This is a genomic window from Vibrio stylophorae, from assembly GCF_921293875.1.
Taxonomy (GTDB): domain Bacteria; phylum Pseudomonadota; class Gammaproteobacteria; order Enterobacterales; family Vibrionaceae; genus Vibrio_A; species Vibrio_A stylophorae.
In genome coordinates this window covers 1,521,609-1,543,917 of the sequence record NZ_CAKLDI010000001.1, presented here as the reverse complement: position 1 = coordinate 1,543,917, position 22,309 = coordinate 1,521,609, and the positions used below count along the sequence as shown (strand labels likewise).

The following is a 22,309-nucleotide window of genomic DNA, read 5'->3' as shown; positions in this document are numbered from 1 at the left end:
CGATAAGCGTTGAATTGGCGTCATCAGTTTTTATCGAGGCGATATTTTCGATATAGATTGAGACGCCTTTTATTTAGTTATCTATTTCATATGTATGTCAGTCATGCAGTGCACAAAAGACTTTCGTCTATTTGAAGTGTCTTTAATACTGTTTTGATTGATAAGAGAGAATTTATGGATTTAAAAATGAAGCTATCTGCACGTTATCAAAATCTATGGCGCCGCGCTCAGCGTTATCGCCATGCTATTGGCCGTAAAGGTTTACCCATGGTCGGTGCGCTTTGCGCTTTCTCGCTATTTTTCGTGATTGGCTTGGCCACCCTAGGGCTTTGCTTGTTTGCCGGTGTGTTTGCGATGATTGGTTTGCAATGGCGTGCGTGGCGAGCAAAACAGCAGGGTTTACAGAAAAACGCCGAAAATACAGGCGCAAATGCGTCGAAAGATGACTCTGTGGTTGCGGTTTATTAGACTAGTAGCGGCATTGATTAATCTGTGTTTTATGAATTAGTTTGTGAAACACGTGATTGATGAAAGAGCGTCGATTCACTCGAATTGAGTCGAGTGTGAATTGATAGTGAGAGCGCAGGGACAGCGAATCATCACAATAGAGAGCATGAGCATGCGCGTATTATTAGTAGAAGATGATGTCAGCTTAAGCAGTTTTGTCGACAAAGGCTTGCGAGAAGCGGGGCACCAAGTTGAGGTGATTGATAATGGCAAAATTGCACTCACGCTTTGCATGAGTGAGCAATTTGATGTGGCCATTGTCGATCGCATGTTACCCGGATTAGATGGCCTGTCCTTGGTCAAAGCGCTACGCGCAGCGCAAATTGGTATGCCCATTCTCTTTTTGACCTCACTGGGTGGGGTGGATGATCGCGTCGAAGGACTCGAAGCGGGTGGAGATGATTATCTCACCAAGCCCTTTGCATTTTCTGAGCTTCTTGCGCGTGTGACAGCGCTTTCTCGCCGTGCCGGTTTAACCTCGGTAGAGAGTAAACCTGAGTTGGTGTTTGGCGATTTGACCCTGAATTTATTTGAACACACGGCCACGCGTCAGGGGCAGCTGCTTGATTTGCAGCCGAAAGAGTTTCGTATTTTAGAGCTCTTTTTACGTCACCCAGGTCGTGTGATCACGCGAACCATGCTGCTGGAACATGTATGGGATATTCACTTTGATCCGCAAACCAGCGTGGTGGAAACCCATATCAGTCGCTTGCGAAATAAAGTCGAAAAACCCTTTGGCGACAGTTTGATTCAAACCGTGCGTGGTGCGGGCTATAAACTAGAGCACCGCGGTGCCAGTAAGGAGTGCTAATGGCGCTGAATGATCATCACTTTGGTTTTGAACAGCGTAAACAGCAACTGCGCCTTTGGCTGAAACAATCGATTCAATTACCGCTTTGGTTGCGTAGTAGTGCTGCGCAGCAGGGCATCTTTTTTGTACTGGTGTCGATATTGAGTTTGGTGCTGATGGCCAGCGCCAGCTTAATGTATGTCGATTATGAATTGGGCAAACAAAACCAAGAGATTGTGCGTGAGTCCAAAGAGCTTGCCAGCGGCCATGAGAAAAAAATCGATGACGACCCCATTGAAGATGATGAGATTCTCGCGGTTTTAACCACGGGATTTATTCTCTCTGGCGTGCTGGTGGCCATTTTTACCACGGCGATTGTGATTGCGCTAAGCCGCCATAGTCGTCGCCGCATTTCACGCATTGAACAAGTTTTGGCTGCTGCCGCAGAGGGCGATCTCTCGGTGCGAACAGGCGTTAAACGCCCCAATAATGATTTAGCGCGCATTGCCGTGAGTGTGGATGAAATGCTCTCGCGCCTTGAAGGTTCAGTGGCTGCCATGAGTGATATCTCATCTAATATTGCCCATGAGTTAAAAACCCCAATCACCCGTTTACGCCATAACCTGCTCGCGCTTCGCGAAGATGCATCGCACAGTCAATATAATGAGTCGCAGGCCTTTATGGCGGAGCTTGATCAAGCGCTCAATGACTCGCAGCGTTTGGCCTCGATTTTTGATGCTTTACTGCGCATTAGCCAAATCGAATCTGGTGCGCGTCGCAGCCGATTTAGTCCTGTGGATGTGGGGCAAATCGTGGATACCGTCGCGGAAATTTACAGTGATGTTGCCGAAGATGCGGGCATGCATTTAGAGGTCGAAAAGCCAGCGCAAGCCTTGATGATTCAAGGCGATCGTGAGCTATTGATTCAGCAAGTCGCCAACTTAATTGAAAATGCGTTGCGCTATTGTGCGCCAACGGATGCATCAAGCAATACGTCAAACAATGTATTAAGTCATGCGGAAAACAGAACGCATATCCGCTTAAGCTGCGGGCTCAATGCCGTGCGGCATCAGGTTTGGTTGCAAGTGGAAGACAATGGCCCAGGCATTGCTGATGGCGAAAAAGCGCGGGTGTTTGAGCGTTTGTATCGCGTCGATAAAAGTCGCACTGATGGTGGACTGGGGCTGGGTTTGTCGCTAGCAAAAGCGGTGGCCGGGCTACATCACGGACATATCCATCTCTATGACTGCGATCCTGGGTTAGGGGTGCGCATTGAAATGCCCAATAGGATGCACTAATCATCATGCATTATGCGCGATGAATTAATCACTACGCATTCACCACGTTGTATGAACAAAAAAGCGCTTCAGGTAACTGAAGCGCTTTTTATATAAGGCTAAAGGCTGATTGCTAAAGTGAAATAAGGCGCAACGCCCGATAGCTCTCATTCAGTGCTGATATACCGCGCGATTATTGCTTTTGTTTTGCTTCAAAAGCGGCGAGCTGCTCTGGTGTTGCCGGTGGTTGATGGTTTTGTTTCCATTCATCGTAGGTCATGCCGTAAACGCGCTCGCGGGCATCATCGATATCCAGATTCAAACCTTGTTGTTCCGCTTCGGCTAGGTACCACTTACTAAAGCAGTTTCGGCAAAATCCCGCCAAAATCATCAGATCGATATTTTGCACATCTTTGTTGGCATCAAGGTGCGCCAATAAACGACGGAAAACTTGCGCATCGAGCTGGTCTTGCTGCGCTTGTGTAAGTGCTTGGTATTTAAATTGAGCCATGGTGTTATCTTCCATTTGATTGCTTTGATTGATGTGACGGCTGTGACTGCTTTTATCGGTTGTTTTTATTTTGCATCGTCATTGCACTTTGTCAGTTTGTGCAAATGCATGCATGGCATGGAGTATACGCGAGGCATAAAAAAACGCCCAAGCTTTCACTTGGGCGCTCTGTTTATTCTGCATGGATGCCAGATTAGCTGTTTTGAATACCGACTATCAGCCAAGGTGCATTTGGCGTGGTGAGATCACGCTCAAGGTGCCATACATCTTCGATATCTTCTTCAATGCCTTCAACGGCGTCGCGGTAACGCCCCTTAAATTGCAAGCTAAGCTCTGCTGAGTTGCTGTCATAGTCGGCGCGAACAATTTCCGCATCGATATACAACACATCGGTGTGTTGCTCGCCTACAAGCGCTGCGCGCTCAGCTTTGAGATCCTCAAACAAGCTTGGCGATACATATTCTGCAATCTTATCAAGCTCGTTGTGGTTCCAAGCACCTTGCAAAATACGGTAGTGCTCGCGCGCACCATTAATAAAGGCAGCTTGGTCAAAACCAGCAGGGTAGTTATGTGGCACATCTACAGGCGCACCAAAACCACCGCCTGAAACGGTTTGTTGTGGTTGCTCGAATTGGTGCACATTTGGCTCTGGCTGGTACTGATTACCGCCAAAGGCTGGCTGCTGGCGATATTGATGCTGATTCATGCTGCCCTGTTTGGCTGCCAGCATACCGCGAATGAGTTTGAAAATAATAAAGGCCACACCTGCGATGATCAGGACATCCATAAATTGGATACCATTAAATGCACCACCAGCAAAGAGTGCAGCAAGCAAACCACCAGCCAATAGGCCGCCGAGTAGGCCACCCATCAAGCCTTTTTTATTGCTGCTTGGTTTTGCTTTTTGGTCTTGACCCACAGTACGGGTGTCTTGACGTTGATGTTTTGGTGCTGGCGCTGTCTTAAAGCTTTTACCAAAAGACTTGCTGCCACCAAAGCGTTTCGCTTCTGCGATAGGTGTGATGGCAATGGCGACCATCAGCAGTGCTACCAGAGAAAAAATACGTTTCATGTTCTTCCTTAAGGATACTTAACAAGCAATCAGCATATTAGCGGTGTCGGAGGGAGAAGCAACTCAAATCAGATGAAATTCACGAAAGAGTTGTAAATGAGTATGATGAAAGGGAAATTTACCGCTAAAGAATAATGAATCGATAAAACAATGCGCAGAATGAATCAACTTGAGCTAATACAATCCTTGGGTTTTGAACACCTTGAAAAGTATTGGACGTTTTATATTCAGTGGAGCACAAAGCCCGTGATGACCTGGGCGGTTCACCGTAACTCGATTGCGCCGGATGACTTAAAAGTGACTTTAAGTCTGACCGAGTCTTCTTGGAAATTGGCACTTGAGCGTGCAGACCGTAAGCTCAAAGTGGATTGGGGAACCTATGGTTTTCATTTTGAAACTGAGCTGCCACATTATCGTCATCAGGTGCAATGGCCTGATTTGCAATCACCTAGTCAAGCGGTGCAAGCCATCGCCTTTTTTGAGCAGCAGCTTGGCGTAACGTTTCTTCGTAAGGTGTTCTTGCAGGGGTCATTAAGTCAGGCCATTACTGATCGGGCACGATTGGCCCAGTGGCTAGGCCTGACGCCTGATGATTTTAACTGATTGTGTACATGCTCGGTTTTGCGTCACCGCCCAAGCGCCAGCCTTAGACAATGAATGATTGAAATTAGTGATCAATCAGAGCGTGATTTATCAGTGAATGACTCATCAGCAAGTAATGAATAAGCGATTGATAAATGAATGATTCATAAATGGATGACGCTCGAAATTTTGAATGATCAGAATTCAAAGGAACACGCAATCTAAGGACTGATTTCGCTCTACACTATCTAAATTGAATGCAGATGGACTTGGCACAAGGTGCAAGCGAAAAGGGTAAAGGATGCAAGTGGGTCATGAAGCGTTAATTCTCTCAGCTGTCGGGGTGGTTGGCTTAGGATGTCAGTGGCTGGCATGGCGTTTACGTCTGCCAGCCATTTTGTTTTTATTGCTTGCGGGTATTGCCATGGGACCGCTATTTCAGTGGCTCGATCCCGATGCGTTACTGGGCAATTTGCTGTTTCCGCTGGTGTCGCTGGCGGTGGCCGTTATTTTGTTTGAGGGCAGTTTGACCCTCAATAAAAAAGAGATTCAAGCGGTGAGCGGCTCGGTCTGGAGTATTGTTTCCATCGGCGCTTTTGTCTCATGGGCGCTGACGGGTATCGCCACCCATTATATTTTGGGATTTTCATGGGAGCTGGCCATTCTCTTTGGCAGCTTGACTGTGGTGACCGGCCCAACCGTGATCGTGCCCTTGCTACGTACTGTGAGGCCGAGCGCCAAACTGGGCAATATTCTGCGCTGGGAGGGGATTTTAATCGATCCTATCGGCGCGCTGTTGGTGGTGATGGTTTATGAATTTATTGTCTCGCACAATGCGGTCAATAGCCTTGAGGTCTTTGCATTACTGATATTGATTGGTATGGGCTTGGGGGCGCTTTCGGGGATGGCGGTGGCGACGATTTTACGTCGTCGTTGGATCCCTGACTATTTACAGCCCTTTGCTGTGTTGATGGTGGTATTGGGCGTTTTTGCGCTGTCCAATCATTTAGAGTCGGAAGCGGGATTGCTCTCGGTCACCGTGATGGGCATGTGGCTTGCCAATGCCAAGGGGATCAACATTCAAAAGATCCTGCATTTTAAAGAGCATCTCACCATTATGCTCATCACAGGTTTGTTTATCTTTTTAGCTGCGCGCATTCACCTTGATGATTTTGCGGCGCTGGGTGTAGCGGCGCTTATTTTGTTTGCGGTGATGCAACTGGTGTCGCGGCCCATCTCTATTTTGATCGCCACTTGGCGAAGCGGCCTTGATTGGCGCGAAAAGTGCTTTTTAGCGTGGGTGGCACCAAGGGGCATTGTTGCCGCTTCGATCTCCTCACTATTTGCGATTAAGCTCACCGATTATGGCGTTGAAAACGCGACGTTATTAGTACCGCTGACTTTTATGGTGATCATTGGTACTGTGGTTTTGCAAAGTGCCAGCGCGCGCCCCATCGCCAAGGCATTGCATGTCGCCGAGGTTGAGCCGCGTGGATTTTTGCTGATTGGCGCTAACCGCGTTGCGCAGGCCTTTGGTCAAGCGCTTGCGAAATACGACCGCCGCGTGCTGCTCACGGATTCTAACTGGGATTATGTCAGCCAAGTACGAATGCTGGGTTTGGATGCATATTATGGCAATCCCATCTCCAGTCATGCCGAAGACAACCTGAATCTCATAGGAATTGGCCATGTGGTGGCTCTGACCGCTGACCAGCATTTCAATATGATGGCTTGCATGCGTTTTCTTGAGGATTTTGGCGATGAGAAGGTGCACTGCTTGCAAAAAAACAAACGCAGCGCCAACCGTCCTAAAAATTTTCAGCAATCTGAATCGTCAAAAATGGAATCAACGCGTCGTGATAGTTCGAAGCGTGACACGGACAAGCATGCCGTGGCGCAGCAATATCATGGTCAGCTGTTGATGGGTGGCCGCGTTAGCTATAGCCAGTTGGCGAGTTTAATGAGTCAAGGTGCTGAAGTGCGCCATACTAAGCTGAGTGAAGCTTTTAGTTATCAAGATTATCTTGCGCATCATCAGCAGAATTATCTGCAACCGCTGTTTTATGTGACCGGGGATCGCGACATCGTGTTTTGCGATGATCTTGATACCTTTTTGCCGCCCAATCACAGTATTGTGGTCGCAATGATCTTAGAATCGAATGATGCAGCGACGGCAACGAAGCACGCTGACATCAACGAAAGAGAACAATAAAAGAGACAAAAAACGCCAATAAAAAACGAATAACCAAGCTAGCTAATATGGACAAGGAGCGCCAATGGATCTGAATTTCAGTAAAACCGAATCGCCATGGCCGGTGTGGCGAAAGCAAACTGCAGCAGAGATTGTCTTTCAAGTGTGCGTGACGGATGACGGTAAGGTGTGGTGTATTGAAGGTGAGGGCGAAACTGTAAGTGAAGCCATTAGTTGTACTTGGGATGAGTGCTTAGACGGGGAGCTCAACGCACTGATTCGCTCGACCATGGGACAAGACATATTAGATGAGCTGTTGAGTTGGCTGCGGGCGCAGCGTGTGAAAGCGCCTAGTGTCGCCACACTCGTTGGTTGGCCGCGTTAGTTACCTTGGCATGATGAGCGTTAGAAAAATAGAGACCACAAGGGTCTCTATTTTATTTTCAATCACAATGTATCGCGTAATTGTCGGTGAAGCGTGTGGGTGCAGACTATGGGTGAATGGCACTTCGTTATTTCAGCCAAATCTGCTTGGCGTTGACGAACTCTTTGATCCCATGAGGCCCAAGTTCACGGCCATAGCCCGAGCGCTTCACGCCGCCACTAGGAAGCCTTGGATCCGTTTTTACAATGCCATTTACTGCCACTTGGCCAGCAATGAGTTGCTCAGCAAAGTAGCGGGCTTTCTCTTCACTTTGCGTCCAAATCGCAGCGCCAAGGCCATACTCGGTATCGTTAGCTAAACTGAGCGCTTGCGCCGCATCCTCAACACAACTGACCACCATCACAGGGCCAAAGGTTTCTTCAACCATGGCGCAGCTTTGCGCGGGTACATCCACAAGCAAAGTGACGGGATAGTAAAATCCATCGCCACTTGGCATCTCGCCGCCGAGCAAACAGCGCGCACCTTGGTGGATGGTTTGCTGCACTTGGCGGTGCAGCGTTTGTCGTAAGTCATCACGAGCAAGGGGGCCGATATCTGTTTCAAGCTGATTGGGATCGCCGACCACAAGCTGGCCGAGTTTGGCTTTAAGGCGCTCAACCACAGCAGAATAGATAGGCGCTTCGACAATAACGCGTTTGGCGGCAATGCAGGACTGGCCTGCATTGATGGTGCGTGACAGTGTCACGATATCTGTAGCTTGGTCAATATCAGCATCCGCTAAAATGACGCAGGGGTCTGAGCCACCCAGCTCAAGTACGCAGGGTTTGATTTCACTGGCTGCTTGCGCTGCGACAATGGCACCCGCTCGGGCTGAGCCGGTAAAGGAGATGGCTTGAATGGACGGATGGCGAATCACAGCTTCAATTTGCGAATTTTCGATGGGCAAATTGACCACAATATCAGAAGGGGCGCCTGCATCGATAAAGGCTTGAATGATCCCTTGCGCGCAGCCTTGAACGTGCGGGTCGTGTTTTAATACGCAGGTATTGCCAGCCATCAGCGCGGGCGCAAGAAAGCGAAAGGTCACCCACAGTGGGGAATTCCACGGCATGATGCCAAGCACTGGTCCCAGCGGCTGATAGTGCACATAGCTGTGGCTGGCATCGGATGCAATGGGCTCATCGGCCAAATACGCCTCGGTGAATTCGGCGTAATGCTCGGCGCACCAAGCGGCTTTTTCCACCTCGGGGCCTGCTTCTTTGACCGGTTTTCCCATCTCATCTGTCATCAATTGCCCAAGCTGCTGTTTATTGCTGCGAAGCGATTTCGCGACCTTTTTTAAAATCTCACCTCGGGCGCTGTATGAAAGCTGTCGCCAGCAATCATAAGCACCTTGCGCTCTGGCAATGGTGCGCTCAATGGCATGCTCATTGAGTACCAAATGTTGCTGAATCAGCTGACCTGTCGCTGGATTGATGGACACCAATTGGCTTGATGCCGCAGATTCGGGTATTTGTGATTGAGCGCTTGGCTGTGTACTTGGCGGTGCACTTGGCTGTGCACTTGATTGAGAAGTTGGGGTCGACATCGATATCTCCTTTATGACGGCTTGCCGTTTTTCGCTTTCGCTTTAGCCTTGGTTATGGCTTGCGGTGCGGACTGAATGGGGGTGATCGCACTTTGGCTGGGATGCACTACAAACTCTTTTTCAAGGGTGAAAAAGGACTCGATCCCTGTCTCAGTAACATAAATGGTGTCCGAGATACCGCAGGTTTTGGTGCCATCGACGCCCCACATCCAAGGGATGATATGAAAGGTCATTCCCGGTTTCAGCACATCAGCATTGCCTTGCTTGAGGCTGCAGATATAGCCCTCATCCCAGCTGGGTGGAAAAGCGATACCGATAGAGTAGCCTGAGCGGGTAATTAAGCGCGCGCCGACATCGTTATGGGAGATGATATTGCGCACCAAATTGTCCACATCGGACACCGTCATGCCGGGCTGCACGTCATGATGCAGCGTTTCTAAGGCATCTTTCATCAGCTCTTGCGCTTTATACATAGAGTCGGTGAGCTCGCCATTTACAGCTGTGCGCATCATCGCAGTGTGGTAGCGCCGATAACAGCCGCCAACTTCTAAAAATACATGCTCGCCTGGCTGCACGATACGGCCTTCCCATGTGGCATGGCCAATCATGGTGCGCGGTCCTGCGGTGACATAGGGCATCACCGCTGGCGCTTCACCGCCAGCACGAAACATTGCTGCGCTAATCTCTGCGGCAATCTCATTTTCACTGACCCCTTCCACGGCAGCGGCGAGGCCTGCTTTCATCCCAGCTTCTGTGGCATGGGCAGCGCGGCGCATGATCTCAATTTCAGCTGCAGATTTACAAATGCGTCCCTCTTCAACAATGCCAAAACAGTCAAGTAATTTGCCATCCACCAAGGTGGTGTGAATAAAGTCTTGTTGATAGGCGGGGAAGAAATAGCTATTGCGCTCATAGCCAATGCGCTTGTCGGCCAGATGAAACTCGCGCAGGGTTTCTACGAGCATTTGAATGGCATCGCCGGTATCAGGGTAGGGGCGCGTATGCTCTACCCATGTGCGAGCAATGACATTGGACTCCTCCATGGCGCGGGTGATCATGATGGGCTCTTGCTCTAGCGGTACGATCAGTGCCTGAAAAAATGAATAGCCAGAGGTTTGATAATCGGTGAGATACATGATGTTCTCAGGATCGGTGATCACCACAGCGTCCATGCAGCGCTCAGCAATGCGGCGACGCAGCGCATCCAAACGCATCTGATATTCTGCGGCGGGAAAGGTCATATCATCACGAGAGAGCATCATCACCTCCTTGCTCAGAAGTAATGGCGTCTACCACAATGGCAAGCCCTGTAATAAGATCGTCTTCATCGATGGTGAGCGGCGGAATCAGCTTAATCACCCGACCGCCCGTGCCGCAGGCGCCCAATAAAAGCCCTTGCTCAAAACAGCGACTGACCACGCGTTTGGCCATGTCGCCATCTTGAATATCGATGCCGATCATCATCCCTTTACCGCGGATTTGAATTTGGGCATGGCGCTCTAACGGCCGCAATTGCTCGCGCATGAGGGCTGATTTTTTGGCCACACTGTCGAGAAAATCAGGGTCTTCAAAATACTTTAAGGCTTCAGTGCCTGCGACAAAGGAGAGGTTTTGGCCGCGAAAGGTGCCGGTATGCTCGCCCGGTGACCAGTGCGCATCCCACTCAGGTTTAACCAAATTCATGGCAATAGGGGTTCCCCAGCCGCCAAGTCCCTTGGCAAGACAGACAATGTCTGGATTGAGATCGTAATCATCAAAGCTAAAAAATGAGCCCGTGCGGCCCATGCCAGCTTGAATATCATCAATGATCAGCAGCGCCCCTAAATCATGAGCCAGCTGCTGAACGCCCAGTAGCCACTGTTTATCCGCGACATTGACGCCGCCTTCGGCCTGAACCACCTCGACGAGAAATGCCGCTGGTTTTTCAAACCCTGAGGAGCTGTCCATATATCGCGCGCGAAGCTGCGCTAAATAGGCTTGGCCATTGCCTTGATGACAACCGAGGTTGCACCCGATACAAGGCGTGTCGCAGCCAAAGGGGTGATGGCTGACATGATTGAGCGGTACGCCAGCCGCACCGCGAAAATAGCCGTTGGCCGTGGCCGCTAGTGAGCCTAAAGTCATCCCGTGAAAGGCGTGATGAAACGCGACGATTTCAGTGCGATCTGTGACGCGTCGTGCCAGTTTTAAAGCAGCTTCCACGGCATTGGTGCCCGTGGGCCCTACAAATTGGAGCTTGTGCGGCATATTGCGTGGGGTCAGCACCACATCAACAAAGGTTTGCATAAAGGCGCGTTTGGCGGAGGTGCTCATATCAAGGCTATGGATCACGCCATTGGCCTCAATATAATCGATCACCGCGCGGGTCATCCGCGCATTGTTATGGCCAAAATTTAAAACGCCAGCGCCCGCAAAAAAATCCAGATAGCTTTTGCCCTGCTCATCGACCTGCCGTGCATTTTGTGCGCTGGTAAAGACCGTGGGGTAAATTCGACAATAGCCGCGTAAGTTCGACTCTCGCTGTTCAAAGATATTCATGCTCTCGCTCCCTGTCATGGTGCAGCATGGCGACCTGAGTTGGGTCGCCATGGGTTGCTTGGGCGAATGTGCCGGTTTGTACCGTGATGTGTTGTTGACTGCTTTATGTTTGAATTACCTGCGTTTATTTGGGTGCGATGGGTGAGCTGATCCCCACCAGCTCGGCGTACCAAGCGATCACGCGCTCTAATAAACGGTCATTAAAATCATAAAAGGCGCTGTGGCAGGGATGTTGATGATCCACCCCATGTGCGGATACCCCATCATTGGCACCTATGAGCGCAAACGCACCAGCGACCTTCTCTAAGTAATAGCTAAAATCTTCCGATGCCATGATGGGTAGGGGTGTCTGAGTGTTGAGACTTTCCTGTCCAAAAAGCTTGGCCCAGCACTGGCGTGCATGTTCGGCTGCATTTGGGTGATTTACTGTTGGGCGATAGCGCGGGTGAATATCCATGACCGCAGTGACGCCATAGGTGGCGGCGGTGTCAATGCTGATCTGCCGAATCATGCGCTCGATGGGCAGTTTATCGGCCATATTGGCGATGCGAATTGAGCCCGTTAAGGTGGCAGATTCTGGGATCACGGTATAACTGCTATTGGCATCGATGCTGGTGACACTCACCACGGTGGGCGATTGCGGGGCAATACGTCGCGATACGATTTGCTGCAGATTTTGAGTGAGGGCTGCTGCGGCGATCACCGGATCGACACATTGCTCTGGCTGACTGGCATGGCCGCCTTTGCCTTTGAGAATAATGCGAAAGGTGGCATTGCCAGCCATCACCACGCCATCAGGGCAAACACAATGAGCAAAGGGAATGGCCGGCCAATTGTGCCAGCCATAAATGGCATCAATCTCATTGAGCGCACCATCGGCAATCATCTCGCGTGCGCCGTGCCCGCCTTCTTCTGCCGGTTGGAAAATCAGAGTCACGGGCGCGCTGAGCTCAGCTTCGTGCATTTTGAGCCATTTTGCGGTGGCCAGTAGCACAGCCGTGTGTCCATCATGACCGCAGGCATGCATCACGCCGTCATGCTCTGACTGCCAAGGCACTTGGCTTTGCTCTTGAATGGGCAGGGCATCGATATCAGCGCGAAGGGCAATATGTGGGCGATTGCTCGATTGCGCATTGAGCGTGGCCACGGTGCCAAAGGTAGCGCAGACACGCCATGGAATATCGAGATCCGTTAAGATTTGGCGAATCAGCTGCGCCGTTCTTTCCTCTTGCCATGTCAGCTCTGGCAGCTGATGAAGCTGGTGGCGAATGGTGGTGGCAAAAGCCAGTAGCTCTTGCCAAGGGGAAGATAGCACAGATGAATGATTCTGGGGAGGACTCGATGCTTGGTTCATGGGCACCTCGCGCAAGCATATGACAGCAACGTTTTTCATGCGTTCACTGTCGGTGAATGACGAATGCGGCGTTCCATGCCATGGATAAGCTGCTTTTCGATGCACTGAAATGTAGCAATACAAGCGAATGTCGGGCAGCTTCAACACACTGATTGTGTTTTACATTAATTGTGTGCTTTGCATTGGTTAAGTATGCATTGATAGTGCTTTAAAGCTGGCACAAGGGTGGGGGCTTTTCAAATCTGTCGCAGAGGTTGATATAGAATCTGACGTAGAATTTGCTTTATCTCGCTAGCCTTTTCTTGGCTTTTGTCTTGGCTTCTGCCTTTGCTTTTATCCTCCTTGTTTTTGAATTGGTATGGGCAATCAGCAGCAAAGATGGACACTACTAACAGCAAAGATGGGCTCAGCAGCGCAATCATTTAGTAAAGTGCGGCAATAGTGGTAGGATGCGCCTCAAATTATGCGCTGAGACTGACAGCGCGCACCAAAGGCAGCTCATATGACCCAATCCAACACAACGCAAGCGAATAATCCGCTGCACGGCTTAACCCTTGAGAAAATTCTCACCCGCTTATTTGATTACTATGGTTGGGAGGAGTTGTTTGAGCGTATTCCAGTCAACTGTTTTCGCAGCGAGCCATCGATTAAATCCTCACTGAAATTTTTGCGCAAAACCCAATGGGCACGAGACAAGGTAGAAGACTTGTATATTCGTACCTTTTGCAAAAACCGTGGCTAATCCTTGAGGCAATTGATGACTTTTTCTGATCTTCCACTGCATCCAAATTTGATTGCTGCATTGCCTGAGGCGATGCAATCTCCCACCGCCATTCAACAGGCAGCTATCCCTGCGATCATTGAGGGACGCGATGTGATTGCGCTGGCGCAAACCGGCAGCGGTAAAACCTTAGCCTTTGCGCTGCCGCTATTAAGCCGTGTGGATGTGGCGCAATCGCATATTCAAAGTTTGATCATTGTGCCAACGCGCGAGTTAGCGCAGCAAATTGAAGCCAATATCGCGCCTCTGGCCAAAGCGATGGGCATTGAATCCCTATTGCTGGTTGGCGGCGTTGAGCCTGAGCTGCAGAAATCTACGCTGGCAAAAGGGGCGCAGCTGGTGGTGGCTACGCCGGGTCGCTTGGTTGATTTTCTAAGCCAAGGGGTGTGTCATCTTGAACAGCTCAAGCACTTGGTACTTGATGAAGCCGATCGTCTGCTGGAAATGGGATTTTGGCCCGATATTCAGCGGGTGATTGCCAGCGCGCCAGCCAAGCGACAAACACTGCTGTTTTCTGCCACCTTGCCTGAGGCATTGGAAGAAGCAGCCCAAGGGTTGGTATTTGCGCCTAAACGCATCGAGACCGCGCGTAAAAACAGCGTGGTTGCGCGTATTGATGAGCAGCTTTATTTGGTTAATAAAGGCAGTAAACCACAAGCGCTGATCGCGCTGCTGCAATCCCATGAGTGGCCACAGGTGATGGTGTTTGTTGCTGAGCGCAGTAAAGTTGATGCGCTGGCTAAAAGAGTGAGTAAAGCAGGCATTAGCACGGCGGCGCTACATGGTGACAAATCGCAGGCGGAGCGTGAGAGCGCCTTGGCTGATTTTAAATCGGGGCGTTCGCGAGTCTTGATTTGTACTGATCTTCTTGCTCGCGGCATTGATATTGATGCATTACCCGCCGTGGTGAACTTTGACTTGCCTGAGCATGCGCAGGCCTATGTGCACCGTGTGGGGCGCACTGCGCGAGCAGGATTGAGCGGCGTTGCCGTCTCTTTGGTATGTCACGGTGAGCAGTTGGCGTTGGATGCGATTCGCCGTTTAACAGGCAATCCCATGGACTTGCAATCTCTGGCGGGCTTTGTGGTGACCGACCAACCCAGCAATGAGGCAAAAGAGGGTGAGCGTAAGCGTGCGCCGCGCGATAAAAAAGCCAATCGTCGCAGCCAAAATAAACGCAGCGCTAAACAGTTTGCTGCGAGAAAGCCGAATGAGCCGAAACCATCTCGCAAGCTAAACGCTGCAAAATAACAGATAGAATCAGGCAAGCTGCCATTACTATTTGTGAATAGCATGAGTGAATCGCAGTCGTGAATCCTATCCGTGAATTGATGTGCCGCAATTGAATGGGGATGATCAGAAAAGCGCGATTTGTTTTGAACAAATCGCGCTTCTTTATGTGTGCCAATCGAGCTACGAGCTTTTTTGAGGAAAGTATTAAATTTTACGTGACAACGTCACGACGAAGTCAATCTCTAGAGCATCGAAATCGCTGGCTGCAATGGCTTTGCGAATGCTCTCATTGGCGCGCCACGCATAAGGCGTCATCTCTAAATGCGCCATGGCTTGGCTGCCGGTTGCTGGCAGGGTAAAACGCAGCGTTTCGCTGGCAATTAATTCTAAGCCGGTGCTCTTTGGTAACTGCAGCGGCTTTTCAACCAAATCGCTGTAGACCATAGATTTAATTTGCCAAAGATGGCGCGGTGCTGGGATCACTTGCAGCAAATAGCCGCCTTTTTTCAAAATGCGGATCAGCTCTTTCCCCTTCAGTGGTTTATCCACCAAAGTGATGAGATCAAAGCTGTCATCGGCAAAGGGCAGGCGTTTTAACATGCTGACCAGCAAGGTGTTATCAAAAGGCGTGTGTTGAGGCTGTGTTGGTGCTTCTTGATTTTCTGCTTCTGCTTCTGCCTTGGCCTCTTTTTGTACTTTGGCCGCCGCAAATAGGCTATTTTCAGCTTCACTAATGCCATAGCTGGCAAAGCGTTCTACAAGCTTGGGTTGCAGCGTTGCTAATTTGCTTTGCAAGCTGCGCAGGTAGTAGCCCTCGCTGCAATCGTAATCAAGATAGTTGAGTGGCCCTTGTGGTAATTCAGCTTGATTGATGAGCTTGGCCATGGTGTCCACCAGCGGCGCGAACACACCAGATTCAAGCAAGAAGCGTTTAGCGCGCATCACTTGACGCGAGTCACTGTGCGGTTTCTTGGCTTGGCTAAAGATAAAATAGCCGTTGGCGTGTGGATCTAAATGGTGTTTTTTAGGGCAGTGCAGGCCTTGTGATGCCTGATGAATGCGCATGGGTAGATGGCAAATCGGGCAAAGATAGATAGAATTTGGCACGGCTGCTTGGGCATGTTCGGACATGGATAGGGTACTCAAATGGTCTCATTCAATATGCGCGTGACGCGCATATTTGATTGTTCTGTAAATTGATAGCTCTGTAAATTGATAGTTCTGTTAAATGTTTAACCAAGCATCGCTATGTCGAATAAGGCGTGAATGGCTTTTTTAACGGCCTTTCTTTAATGGCCTTTCCTTAATGGCTTTGATGCTTGGCTTCGTTGAATTTGGTACTAGTCGAATCCGGTATTAGCCGAATCCGGTATTTGGATTTATTTCTTATGGGCTTTTTTAAGAAGCTGTTTTTTCAAACGTCTTTTCTCTGCGCCGCGACCACCGCGCTTTTCATGATGCGCGCGATCCGCTTCTAAGTCTGGCTCAAAACCCGCCAGCCACTCTTGCGCGAGACGCTGGTCAATCAGGGTTTCAATCGCGGTGAGCATGCCATCTTCTTCGCGGCTAACTAAAGAGATGGCAAGGCCAGATTTACCCGCGCGGCCTGTTCGGCCAATGCGATGAATATAATCTTCTGGCTGGTGGGGCAGCTCATAGTTAAACACGATATCCAAGGAGGGAATATCTAAACCGCGCGCGGCGACATCGGTTGCCACCAATACGCGAACTTGGCCGCTTTTAAAATCATCCAGCGCACGCTGACGCGCCGCCTGCGTTTTATCGCCATGGATCGCTTCTGCTTTAAGGCCATCCAATTTTAGCTCTTGTGCCAGCGCTTCGGTGCTTTGTCTGGTTTTGGCAAAGACCAAAACCTGCTGCAAATTTCGACTACCAATCAAATAGGAAAGGAGCTCGCGTTTGCGTTTTTTATCCACCGGATGCACCAACTGGTTAACGGTATCTGCCGTACTGTTGCTGCTGGCGACTTCAATTTTCACCGGTTGATTGAGCAAACGATAGGCCAGATCGGTCACTTGTTTTGGATAGGTGGCGGAGAAAAACAGCGTTTGACGCTGCGATGGCATGCGCTTCATCAATCGTTTGATATCAGAGATAAAGCCCATATCGAGCATACGATCGGCCTCATCGAGCACTAAGGCATTCAGACTTTGCAAATTGAGGGTGCCGATATGCAGGTGATCGAGCAGACGACCTGGCGTGCCCACCACAATCTCCGGCTTTTTTGCCAGCTGATTTTTCTGCGGATTGATGTTTGCACCGCCATAAAGCGCCACGCATTTTAGCCCTGTGTGCTGACTGTATTCGCTGATTTTGTCATACACCTGTTGCGCCAGCTCGCGTGTAGGGGTGACCACCAAAACGCGGACTGTGCCTTTCACGCCGCGCTCTAAAAGTTGGTGCAGCAGTGGCAGTGCAAATGCTGCGGTTTTGCCAGTACCTGTTTGCGCTGCGCCCATCACATCTTGCCCTGCAATTACTGGGGCAAAGGCTTGCGCCTGAATGGGGGTTGGCGTTTGGTAGCCAAGCTCCAAAAGGGTGTTTTGCAAGGTGGGGTGAAGTTGGCTAAAAGCGTTATCAAACATAGTGTCAGCTTGGCAAAAAATAAGGTGCGCGAGTGTAGCAGATCCTCGAATGAAGCCAAACCACTGATTGTCGCTAGGCTTGTTGTTTCGCCTGTTGTTCTACCAGTTGTTGCCATTGTTCCATGGCCATTTGTCCGCAGGCATAGCCCATGTCGTATCCTTGCTCAAGGGGGCTGCGTTTTTGACTTAATCGTTCCAAAGGAAAATCCTCTGGCGGGCAGATCTCGACAATGGTGACACCGGCTGGCGGTTGCTGCATTAGTTCAATGGTTTGGTTATAGCGCTCATGGCGTGTGAGCATCGGTGTAATCAGCGCAGGGGTTTTCCGCAGTAGATGACGCATGAGTTGCGGCGCTTGGTTGGCTGATTTTCGATAACTTGCTGGGCGGCTACGTAGCACCATAATTTGCGTGGCGCCCTGAGCAATGGCTTTCGCCACTGGAATGGCATCACTGATGCCGCCATCGACATAGCGATGTTGAGCGAGTTGCACGCCATTGCGATACAAAATAGGTAATGCGCTACTTGCTTTCATGGTTTCTGCTAATGCATCAACATCAGGACATAGATACGCCGCTTCACCTGTATCTTGGCGAGTGACACCAAGGAAAAATGGGCGCGGATCGGCAGCTAAAGCGGCTTTATCAATCCCGAGCTCTTTGAGTGTGATGCGCCACATCCAATCGAGATCCATAAAGTCATGGCCACGCAACCAGCGCCAAGGCGATAAGAACTCTTTACGCAAGCTGTAATCAGTATAGATGCGAAGATTTCGCTTGGGCATTTGCGCAAGATATGCAGCTAAATTACTGGCGCCCGCGGATACGCCCCAGAAACTATCAAAGGGTGAGAAGTTTTCGGCTAAAAAGCGATCGAGAATGCCGCAAGAGAACACGCCGCGCATTGCGCCACCTTCGACGATTAAAGCGCGCGGGCCAATTTGCTCTGTCATATCTGTTGATCTCAAGATGGATTTCAAGTGTCAGTATCATACGCAAAAGCGTGCGTCATCGGGCGTGATGTGCGCTTAAAAATCGGGTCTGACCTTTGCTAGTCTGATCTTTGCTAGATTGATGCGCCTCAAAAGCGTGATTCATCTGTGCATGCCTGTGGGGTATGGTGAGCAAATACAAGGGCCATCAGCGCTTATCTGTATTCAATGGGCTATCGCGGCGTCATATTCTCGATAAAGCATCTTAGTTAAAGGCTTTTGGTAATAGGCTCTGACCGTAGTTTCCTAGGTAAAGCTTCCTGATAAAAGGTTCTCGGTACTGTGTCGTCACAATAATTGCTATACACAGTACCGAGCGTCGCATTACATCGACATATGTTGGTTCATGGTCGCGCCGCGGCGATAAAACCAAATTGAAAGCGGAATAAAGATGAGGTTCATCACTGTGGTTGTGTTCCAGCCAAAACCATCTTGAATGAGTGGGCGAAGGGTTTCACTGGAGACGCTGACGCCAAAGCTGGTGAAGATCACATCAATAAGTAGCCCTGTGGCCACAATGGCACAAAAGAGGAGGGCAACCATCCATTTTGTCGCTTCGGTGCCATAGTATTTCTGATAGACCCGCATCATTGGAATGGTCAGTACATCCGCGAGAATAAAGCCAATCACCCCACCAAAGGAGATGCCGCCATGCCAAAGTGCAGCGGCTAGCAATAGATTACCCACGGAGCAAACATAGGCAATCACAGCCACAAAGACACCGATAATCACATCAAAAAATGAGTGCAACCAAAATGGCATATTCACACTTGGCGGAATAAAGAGGGCGCGCCAGCCTTCAAGGGGCACGATAGAAATTAGCAGTGATGAAACCAGCACCCCGATAAGGATCTCTTTGCCGATCATCTGAATATCCATTTGGAAATAGCTGGCAGCTTGCCCAACTTTGCTTGGTTTTTGCGTCATGCTGCTTTGATGCGTATCCATAGCGTGTTTATGAGCCGACATATCCATGCCGCAGTCATCCATGGTGTCTTTTTGATGGGCGGACATATCCATGCCGCAGTCGTCCATGGTGTCCTTTTGATGGGCGGACATATCCATGCCGCAGTCATCCATGGTGTTCTTTTGATGGGTGGACATATCCATGCCGCAGTCGTCCATGGTGTCCTTTTGATGCGCGGACATATCCATGCCGCAGTCGTCCATGGTGTCCTTTTGATGGGCGGACATATCCATCCCACAATCAGCCATGTGATGTTCACTATGCTGCTGAGAGATGCTGCTATCTTCTTGCGCAAGTCTTTGGCGCAGGGTTTGCTCCACAGGTTTGGGGTAAAAGCGCGAAAAGAGTAGCGCAACGATGGTAATCAGCAATAAGCCACCGAGTACCTCACCCCAAAGAAATGTCCAGCCTAAAAGCGCCACGAGCACAATAAACATCTCGACGATCAAATTGGTACTGGCAACAAGAAAAACCATGGCATTGGCCAAGGTTGATTTCTTACTAAGCAGGGTATGGGAGAGGGACGCTGCAGCATAAGAACAGGAGGATGAGACCATCCCCAGAAGGGTACTTAGCGAAACGCTTTTGACCGAGGTTTGGCCGAGGTGCTGGCTTACGGCGGAAACAGGAAGAACATGGCGAATAAAGGCCGAGAGCATCAAACCAAAGGCCAGCGGCCAATAGATTTGCCAAACCATATGAGTCAGCACATCGAGATAATGCACCGCCCAGCTAAACGCATCTGCAAACATAGTCTTTCACCTTGAAAAATCGCGAAATTGCGTGGCGCAGGAAATGGCTCAAGTGTAGCGCTGCGAATCTTGTTTGGCTGTATCAGTTTTGCTGCGGTGGGGTGATTGGATTGGCAATAAAATGGGACAGCGGCGACGGAATGACTCGCAGTGATTTTTACCCATGGTGGTGTGATTCAAAAGCGCAGCCACCGTCATCGGTATCAATTACCGAGTGTGTGCGGTGGCTGGTGGGCTGAATCGCTCAGTTAATCAATAGCGGTCATTTCACTGATCTGAAAATCAGCGACGGCGCCATCAACGGCTGCAAGATAATCTTTTAACGGCTGATTGTTCATATGGACTTGCCAGAGGGCATGACTGCTCCATTTTTCAAAAAAGACAAAATGTGCGGGATCTTGATTGTCTTGATGCAAATCATAGCTAATACAGCCTTCTTCCAGGCGAGTCGGTGCAATTAGCTTTTGTAATTCATTTTTTACCAGTGCGATATGCTCAGGTTTTGCCGTGATATGGGCAATGATAGTAAGACTCATCATGGGTTCCTTTGATCATGAGTGATGTATCTAGCATCAGTGTGGATGGTATTTGTAAAACGCGCTAAGCATAGGTCTTGTAAGCACAGTTAAAAACGCCATAATCAGTGAATCTTTATCAAAAATAATTTGAAAATATGCAGCTAGATGATTTGGTGATTATCGAAAAGGTCGCTCATTTTGGCAGTATTACCGCTGCGGCGAATCATTTGGATATGCGCGTGGCAACGGCCAGCGCCGCGGTGAAGCGAGTCGAAGCTCATTTGGGCTGTGAGTTATTTGTGCGAAGTACGCGCAAATTGCGTTTGTCCATTGAAGGTGAGCGTTTTTTACCACAATGCCAGCAGGCGCTTGCGCTGCTTGAGCAAGCCAAAGCCAATATCAACCAAGATCAACAGAAAATCCAAGGGGAGCTGCGACTGTCTTTGTCTTCAGATTTAGGCCGAAATGTGGTGTTGCCTTGGCTTGATGAGATGTTGGATGCACATCCAGAGCTATCACTGAAAGTGAATATTGGCGATCGCAATGTGGATTTTTACCGTGATGGCATTGATGTTGCGCTTCGTTATGGCTCGCCCAGTGATGCGTCACTTTATGGCTTTAAAATTTGCGATGCGCCGCGTGTGATTTGCGCAAGTCCGGCATACCTTGAAAAATATGCGCGCCCCCAGCATCCGCAGGATCTAGCGATGCACAATGGATTGTTTTATCAGATCAGCGATATGGTGCATGACGTTTGGCATTTTAGTAAGGGTGATCAGCCCTTTAAGGTGAAAATGCAGGGAAATCGCGCCAGTAACGATGCCGACTTGGTTCGTCGTTGGTGCGTGGCTGGGATGGGGGTCGTCACCAAATCATGCCTTGATATGGCAGCAGATTTACTGGCTGGACGGGTGGTGAGTTTGTTGCCCGAATACCGCGCAGAAGATACCGAGCTTTGGTTGGTTTGTCCGAGCAGGCAATCGATTACACCGGCCATTCGACTGTTACGTGATAAGTTGCGCCTTGAATGCCAGCAGTTGTTATCCCAACTGATAGCGGCTGGTCATTTGATTCAGCGCGATTAGTCAGTCCTACAACAGAGGTTCAAAGCACATCATTATATCAGCATTTAAAAAGCCTCAAGCTGGTTGGCTTGAGGCTTGTTGAACGTCCGTGGATTGTATTTTGGCTGAATTATTCAGGCTAGGTTATTCAGCCTGCGCTTTTACTTTGGCGATGTCAGCTTCAAGCGCATTGAGCAAGTGAATCACTTGATCGGCGGCAATCTCCATAGCTTCAAGGTGCGCCATTCCTTGCGTTTCATCTTGATTGGCGTAGGCCATGAGCGCTTTTAATCCATGCTGATGTACAGCCTGGTGTGGTTCGAGTAGTTGCTGATAGGCTGGGCAGTGCGAGAAGAATTGCTTGCCGCGGCCTTGTTCGTACCATAAACCAAGGCGGCATTGATTATGATCACTGACCTCAAGCTGCGCTAAATTCTGATCTTGAATGCGCTGATAGATACCAATTTTCCAAACAATATGATCAATCTGTACGAGGCGCAGGAAAATCGCGGTATAGCTTTGCTCGACCAGCTGATAAAGCGCATCAGATTTCACAATCAGTGTGCTGATAATGCTCACCAGTTCATCAATGTTTTGATGAA

At 49.6% G+C, this 22,309-nt stretch carries 21 protein-coding genes; 9 read left to right on the top strand and 12 right to left on the bottom strand.

Annotation, left to right across the window (positions count from 1 at the left end; all coding sequences use genetic code 11):
* The first annotated feature begins 186 nt into the window (after window positions 1-186).
* From L9P36_RS07085 to L9P36_RS07075, 3 genes are all read left to right on the top strand, one after another.
* Complete coding sequence (locus L9P36_RS07085; RefSeq protein WP_237466015.1) at window positions 187-468, top strand: hypothetical protein; 282 nt, start codon at window positions 187-189, stop codon at window positions 466-468.
* Window positions 469-619: 151 nt separating this feature from the next.
* Window positions 620-1,318: a response regulator transcription factor gene (locus L9P36_RS07080; protein ID WP_237466014.1), complete on the top strand. Its 699-nt coding sequence runs from the start codon at window positions 620-622 to the stop codon at window positions 1,316-1,318.
* On the top strand, window positions 1,318-2,595 hold the full coding sequence (locus L9P36_RS07075) for a sensor histidine kinase (protein ID WP_237466013.1): 1,278 nt from the start codon (window positions 1,318-1,320) through the stop codon (window positions 2,593-2,595). Before L9P36_RS07080 ends, L9P36_RS07075 begins: the two co-directional genes overlap by 1 nt.
* Window positions 2,596-2,767: 172 nt before the next feature.
* Here the strand turns inward: L9P36_RS07075 and L9P36_RS07070 are convergent, their stop codons facing one another.
* Window positions 2,768-3,085 carry a DUF1244 domain-containing protein gene (locus L9P36_RS07070; RefSeq protein ID WP_237466012.1) on the bottom strand — a complete coding sequence of 106 codons (318 nt, stop codon included), beginning with the start codon at window positions 3,083-3,085 and terminating at the stop codon, window positions 2,768-2,770.
* 193 nt (window positions 3,086-3,278) lie between these two features.
* Entirely contained in the window at window positions 3,279-4,157 is an 879-nt protein-coding gene (locus L9P36_RS07065) for a Tim44 domain-containing protein (protein ID WP_237466011.1), read from the bottom strand.
* A 150-nt stretch (window positions 4,158-4,307) separates the two neighbouring features.
* Here L9P36_RS07065 and L9P36_RS07060 point away from each other — a divergent pair, with 150 nt between their 5' ends.
* From L9P36_RS07060 to L9P36_RS07050, 3 genes are all read left to right on the top strand, one after another.
* Entirely contained in the window at window positions 4,308-4,760 is a 453-nt protein-coding gene (locus L9P36_RS07060; RefSeq protein ID WP_237466010.1) for a hypothetical protein, read from the top strand.
* Between the two features lie 280 nt (window positions 4,761-5,040).
* Window positions 5,041-6,951: a cation:proton antiporter gene (locus tag L9P36_RS07055; protein ID WP_237466009.1), complete on the top strand. Its 1,911-nt coding sequence runs from the start codon at window positions 5,041-5,043 to the stop codon at window positions 6,949-6,951.
* A gap of 64 nt (window positions 6,952-7,015) precedes the next feature.
* The gene (locus L9P36_RS07050; RefSeq protein WP_237466008.1) at window positions 7,016-7,315 is read left to right on the top strand and encodes a hypothetical protein; all 300 of its coding nucleotides are present in this window, start codon (window positions 7,016-7,018) and stop codon (window positions 7,313-7,315) included.
* A 127-nt stretch (window positions 7,316-7,442) separates the two neighbouring features.
* On the opposite strand, the gene L9P36_RS07045 is transcribed toward L9P36_RS07050, so the two are convergent.
* From L9P36_RS07045 to doeB2, 4 genes are all read right to left on the bottom strand, one after another.
* A complete protein-coding gene (locus L9P36_RS07045) occupies window positions 7,443-8,903 on the bottom strand; it encodes an NAD-dependent succinate-semialdehyde dehydrogenase (RefSeq protein WP_237466007.1) in 1,461 nt (486 codons plus the stop codon).
* 11 nt (window positions 8,904-8,914) lie between these two features.
* Window positions 8,915-10,162 (bottom strand): ectoine hydrolase, encoded by a 1,248-nt coding sequence (gene doeA, locus L9P36_RS07040; RefSeq protein WP_237466006.1) that lies wholly within the window; start codon window positions 10,160-10,162, stop codon window positions 8,915-8,917.
* The gene (locus tag L9P36_RS07035) at window positions 10,149-11,441 is read right to left on the bottom strand and encodes an aspartate aminotransferase family protein (protein WP_237466005.1); all 1,293 of its coding nucleotides are present in this window, start codon (window positions 11,439-11,441) and stop codon (window positions 10,149-10,151) included. The genes doeA and L9P36_RS07035 overlap by 14 nt, the downstream gene beginning before the upstream one ends.
* Window positions 11,442-11,565: 124 nt before the next feature.
* Window positions 11,566-12,756 carry a N(2)-acetyl-L-2,4-diaminobutanoate deacetylase DoeB2 gene (doeB2, locus tag L9P36_RS07030; RefSeq protein WP_237466004.1) on the bottom strand — a complete coding sequence of 397 codons (1,191 nt, stop codon included), beginning with the start codon at window positions 12,754-12,756 and terminating at the stop codon, window positions 11,566-11,568.
* 541 nt (window positions 12,757-13,297) lie between these two features.
* On the opposite strand from doeB2, the gene L9P36_RS07025 reads away from it, so the two are divergent.
* Both L9P36_RS07025 and L9P36_RS07020 read left to right on the top strand, forming a co-directional pair.
* Window positions 13,298-13,537 (top strand): VF530 family protein, encoded by a 240-nt coding sequence (locus L9P36_RS07025; RefSeq protein ID WP_237466003.1) that lies wholly within the window; start codon window positions 13,298-13,300, stop codon window positions 13,535-13,537.
* A gap of 15 nt (window positions 13,538-13,552) precedes the next feature.
* On the top strand, window positions 13,553-14,827 hold the full coding sequence (locus L9P36_RS07020) for a DEAD/DEAH box helicase (protein ID WP_237466002.1): 1,275 nt from the start codon (window positions 13,553-13,555) through the stop codon (window positions 14,825-14,827).
* A 186-nt stretch (window positions 14,828-15,013) separates the two neighbouring features.
* On the opposite strand, the gene L9P36_RS07015 is transcribed toward L9P36_RS07020, so the two are convergent.
* The 5 genes from L9P36_RS07015 to L9P36_RS06995 form a co-directional block, all read right to left on the bottom strand.
* The gene (locus tag L9P36_RS07015; protein WP_237466001.1) at window positions 15,014-15,940 is read right to left on the bottom strand and encodes a class I SAM-dependent methyltransferase; all 927 of its coding nucleotides are present in this window, start codon (window positions 15,938-15,940) and stop codon (window positions 15,014-15,016) included.
* 248 nt (window positions 15,941-16,188) lie between these two features.
* Window positions 16,189-17,415, bottom strand: a complete 1,227-nt coding sequence (locus L9P36_RS07010; RefSeq protein ID WP_237466000.1) for a DEAD/DEAH box helicase — start codon at window positions 17,413-17,415, stop codon at window positions 16,189-16,191.
* 73 nt (window positions 17,416-17,488) lie between these two features.
* On the bottom strand, window positions 17,489-18,367 hold the full coding sequence (locus tag L9P36_RS07005) for a patatin-like phospholipase family protein (protein ID WP_237465999.1): 879 nt from the start codon (window positions 18,365-18,367) through the stop codon (window positions 17,489-17,491).
* Between the two features lie 363 nt (window positions 18,368-18,730).
* Window positions 18,731-20,125: a permease gene (locus tag L9P36_RS07000; protein ID WP_237465998.1), complete on the bottom strand. Its 1,395-nt coding sequence runs from the start codon at window positions 20,123-20,125 to the stop codon at window positions 18,731-18,733.
* 248 nt (window positions 20,126-20,373) lie between these two features.
* Window positions 20,374-20,664 carry a putative quinol monooxygenase gene (locus tag L9P36_RS06995; protein ID WP_237465997.1) on the bottom strand — a complete coding sequence of 97 codons (291 nt, stop codon included), beginning with the start codon at window positions 20,662-20,664 and terminating at the stop codon, window positions 20,374-20,376.
* A 134-nt stretch (window positions 20,665-20,798) separates the two neighbouring features.
* Between L9P36_RS06995 and L9P36_RS06990 the strand changes: the two genes are divergently transcribed.
* Window positions 20,799-21,728: a LysR family transcriptional regulator gene (locus L9P36_RS06990; RefSeq protein WP_237465996.1), complete on the top strand. Its 930-nt coding sequence runs from the start codon at window positions 20,799-20,801 to the stop codon at window positions 21,726-21,728.
* A gap of 123 nt (window positions 21,729-21,851) precedes the next feature.
* Here the strand turns inward: L9P36_RS06990 and L9P36_RS16440 are convergent, their stop codons facing one another.
* Entirely contained in the window at window positions 21,852-22,262 is a 411-nt protein-coding gene (locus L9P36_RS16440) for a CZB domain-containing protein (RefSeq protein ID WP_237467880.1), read from the bottom strand.
* Window positions 22,263-22,309 lie beyond the last annotated feature (47 nt).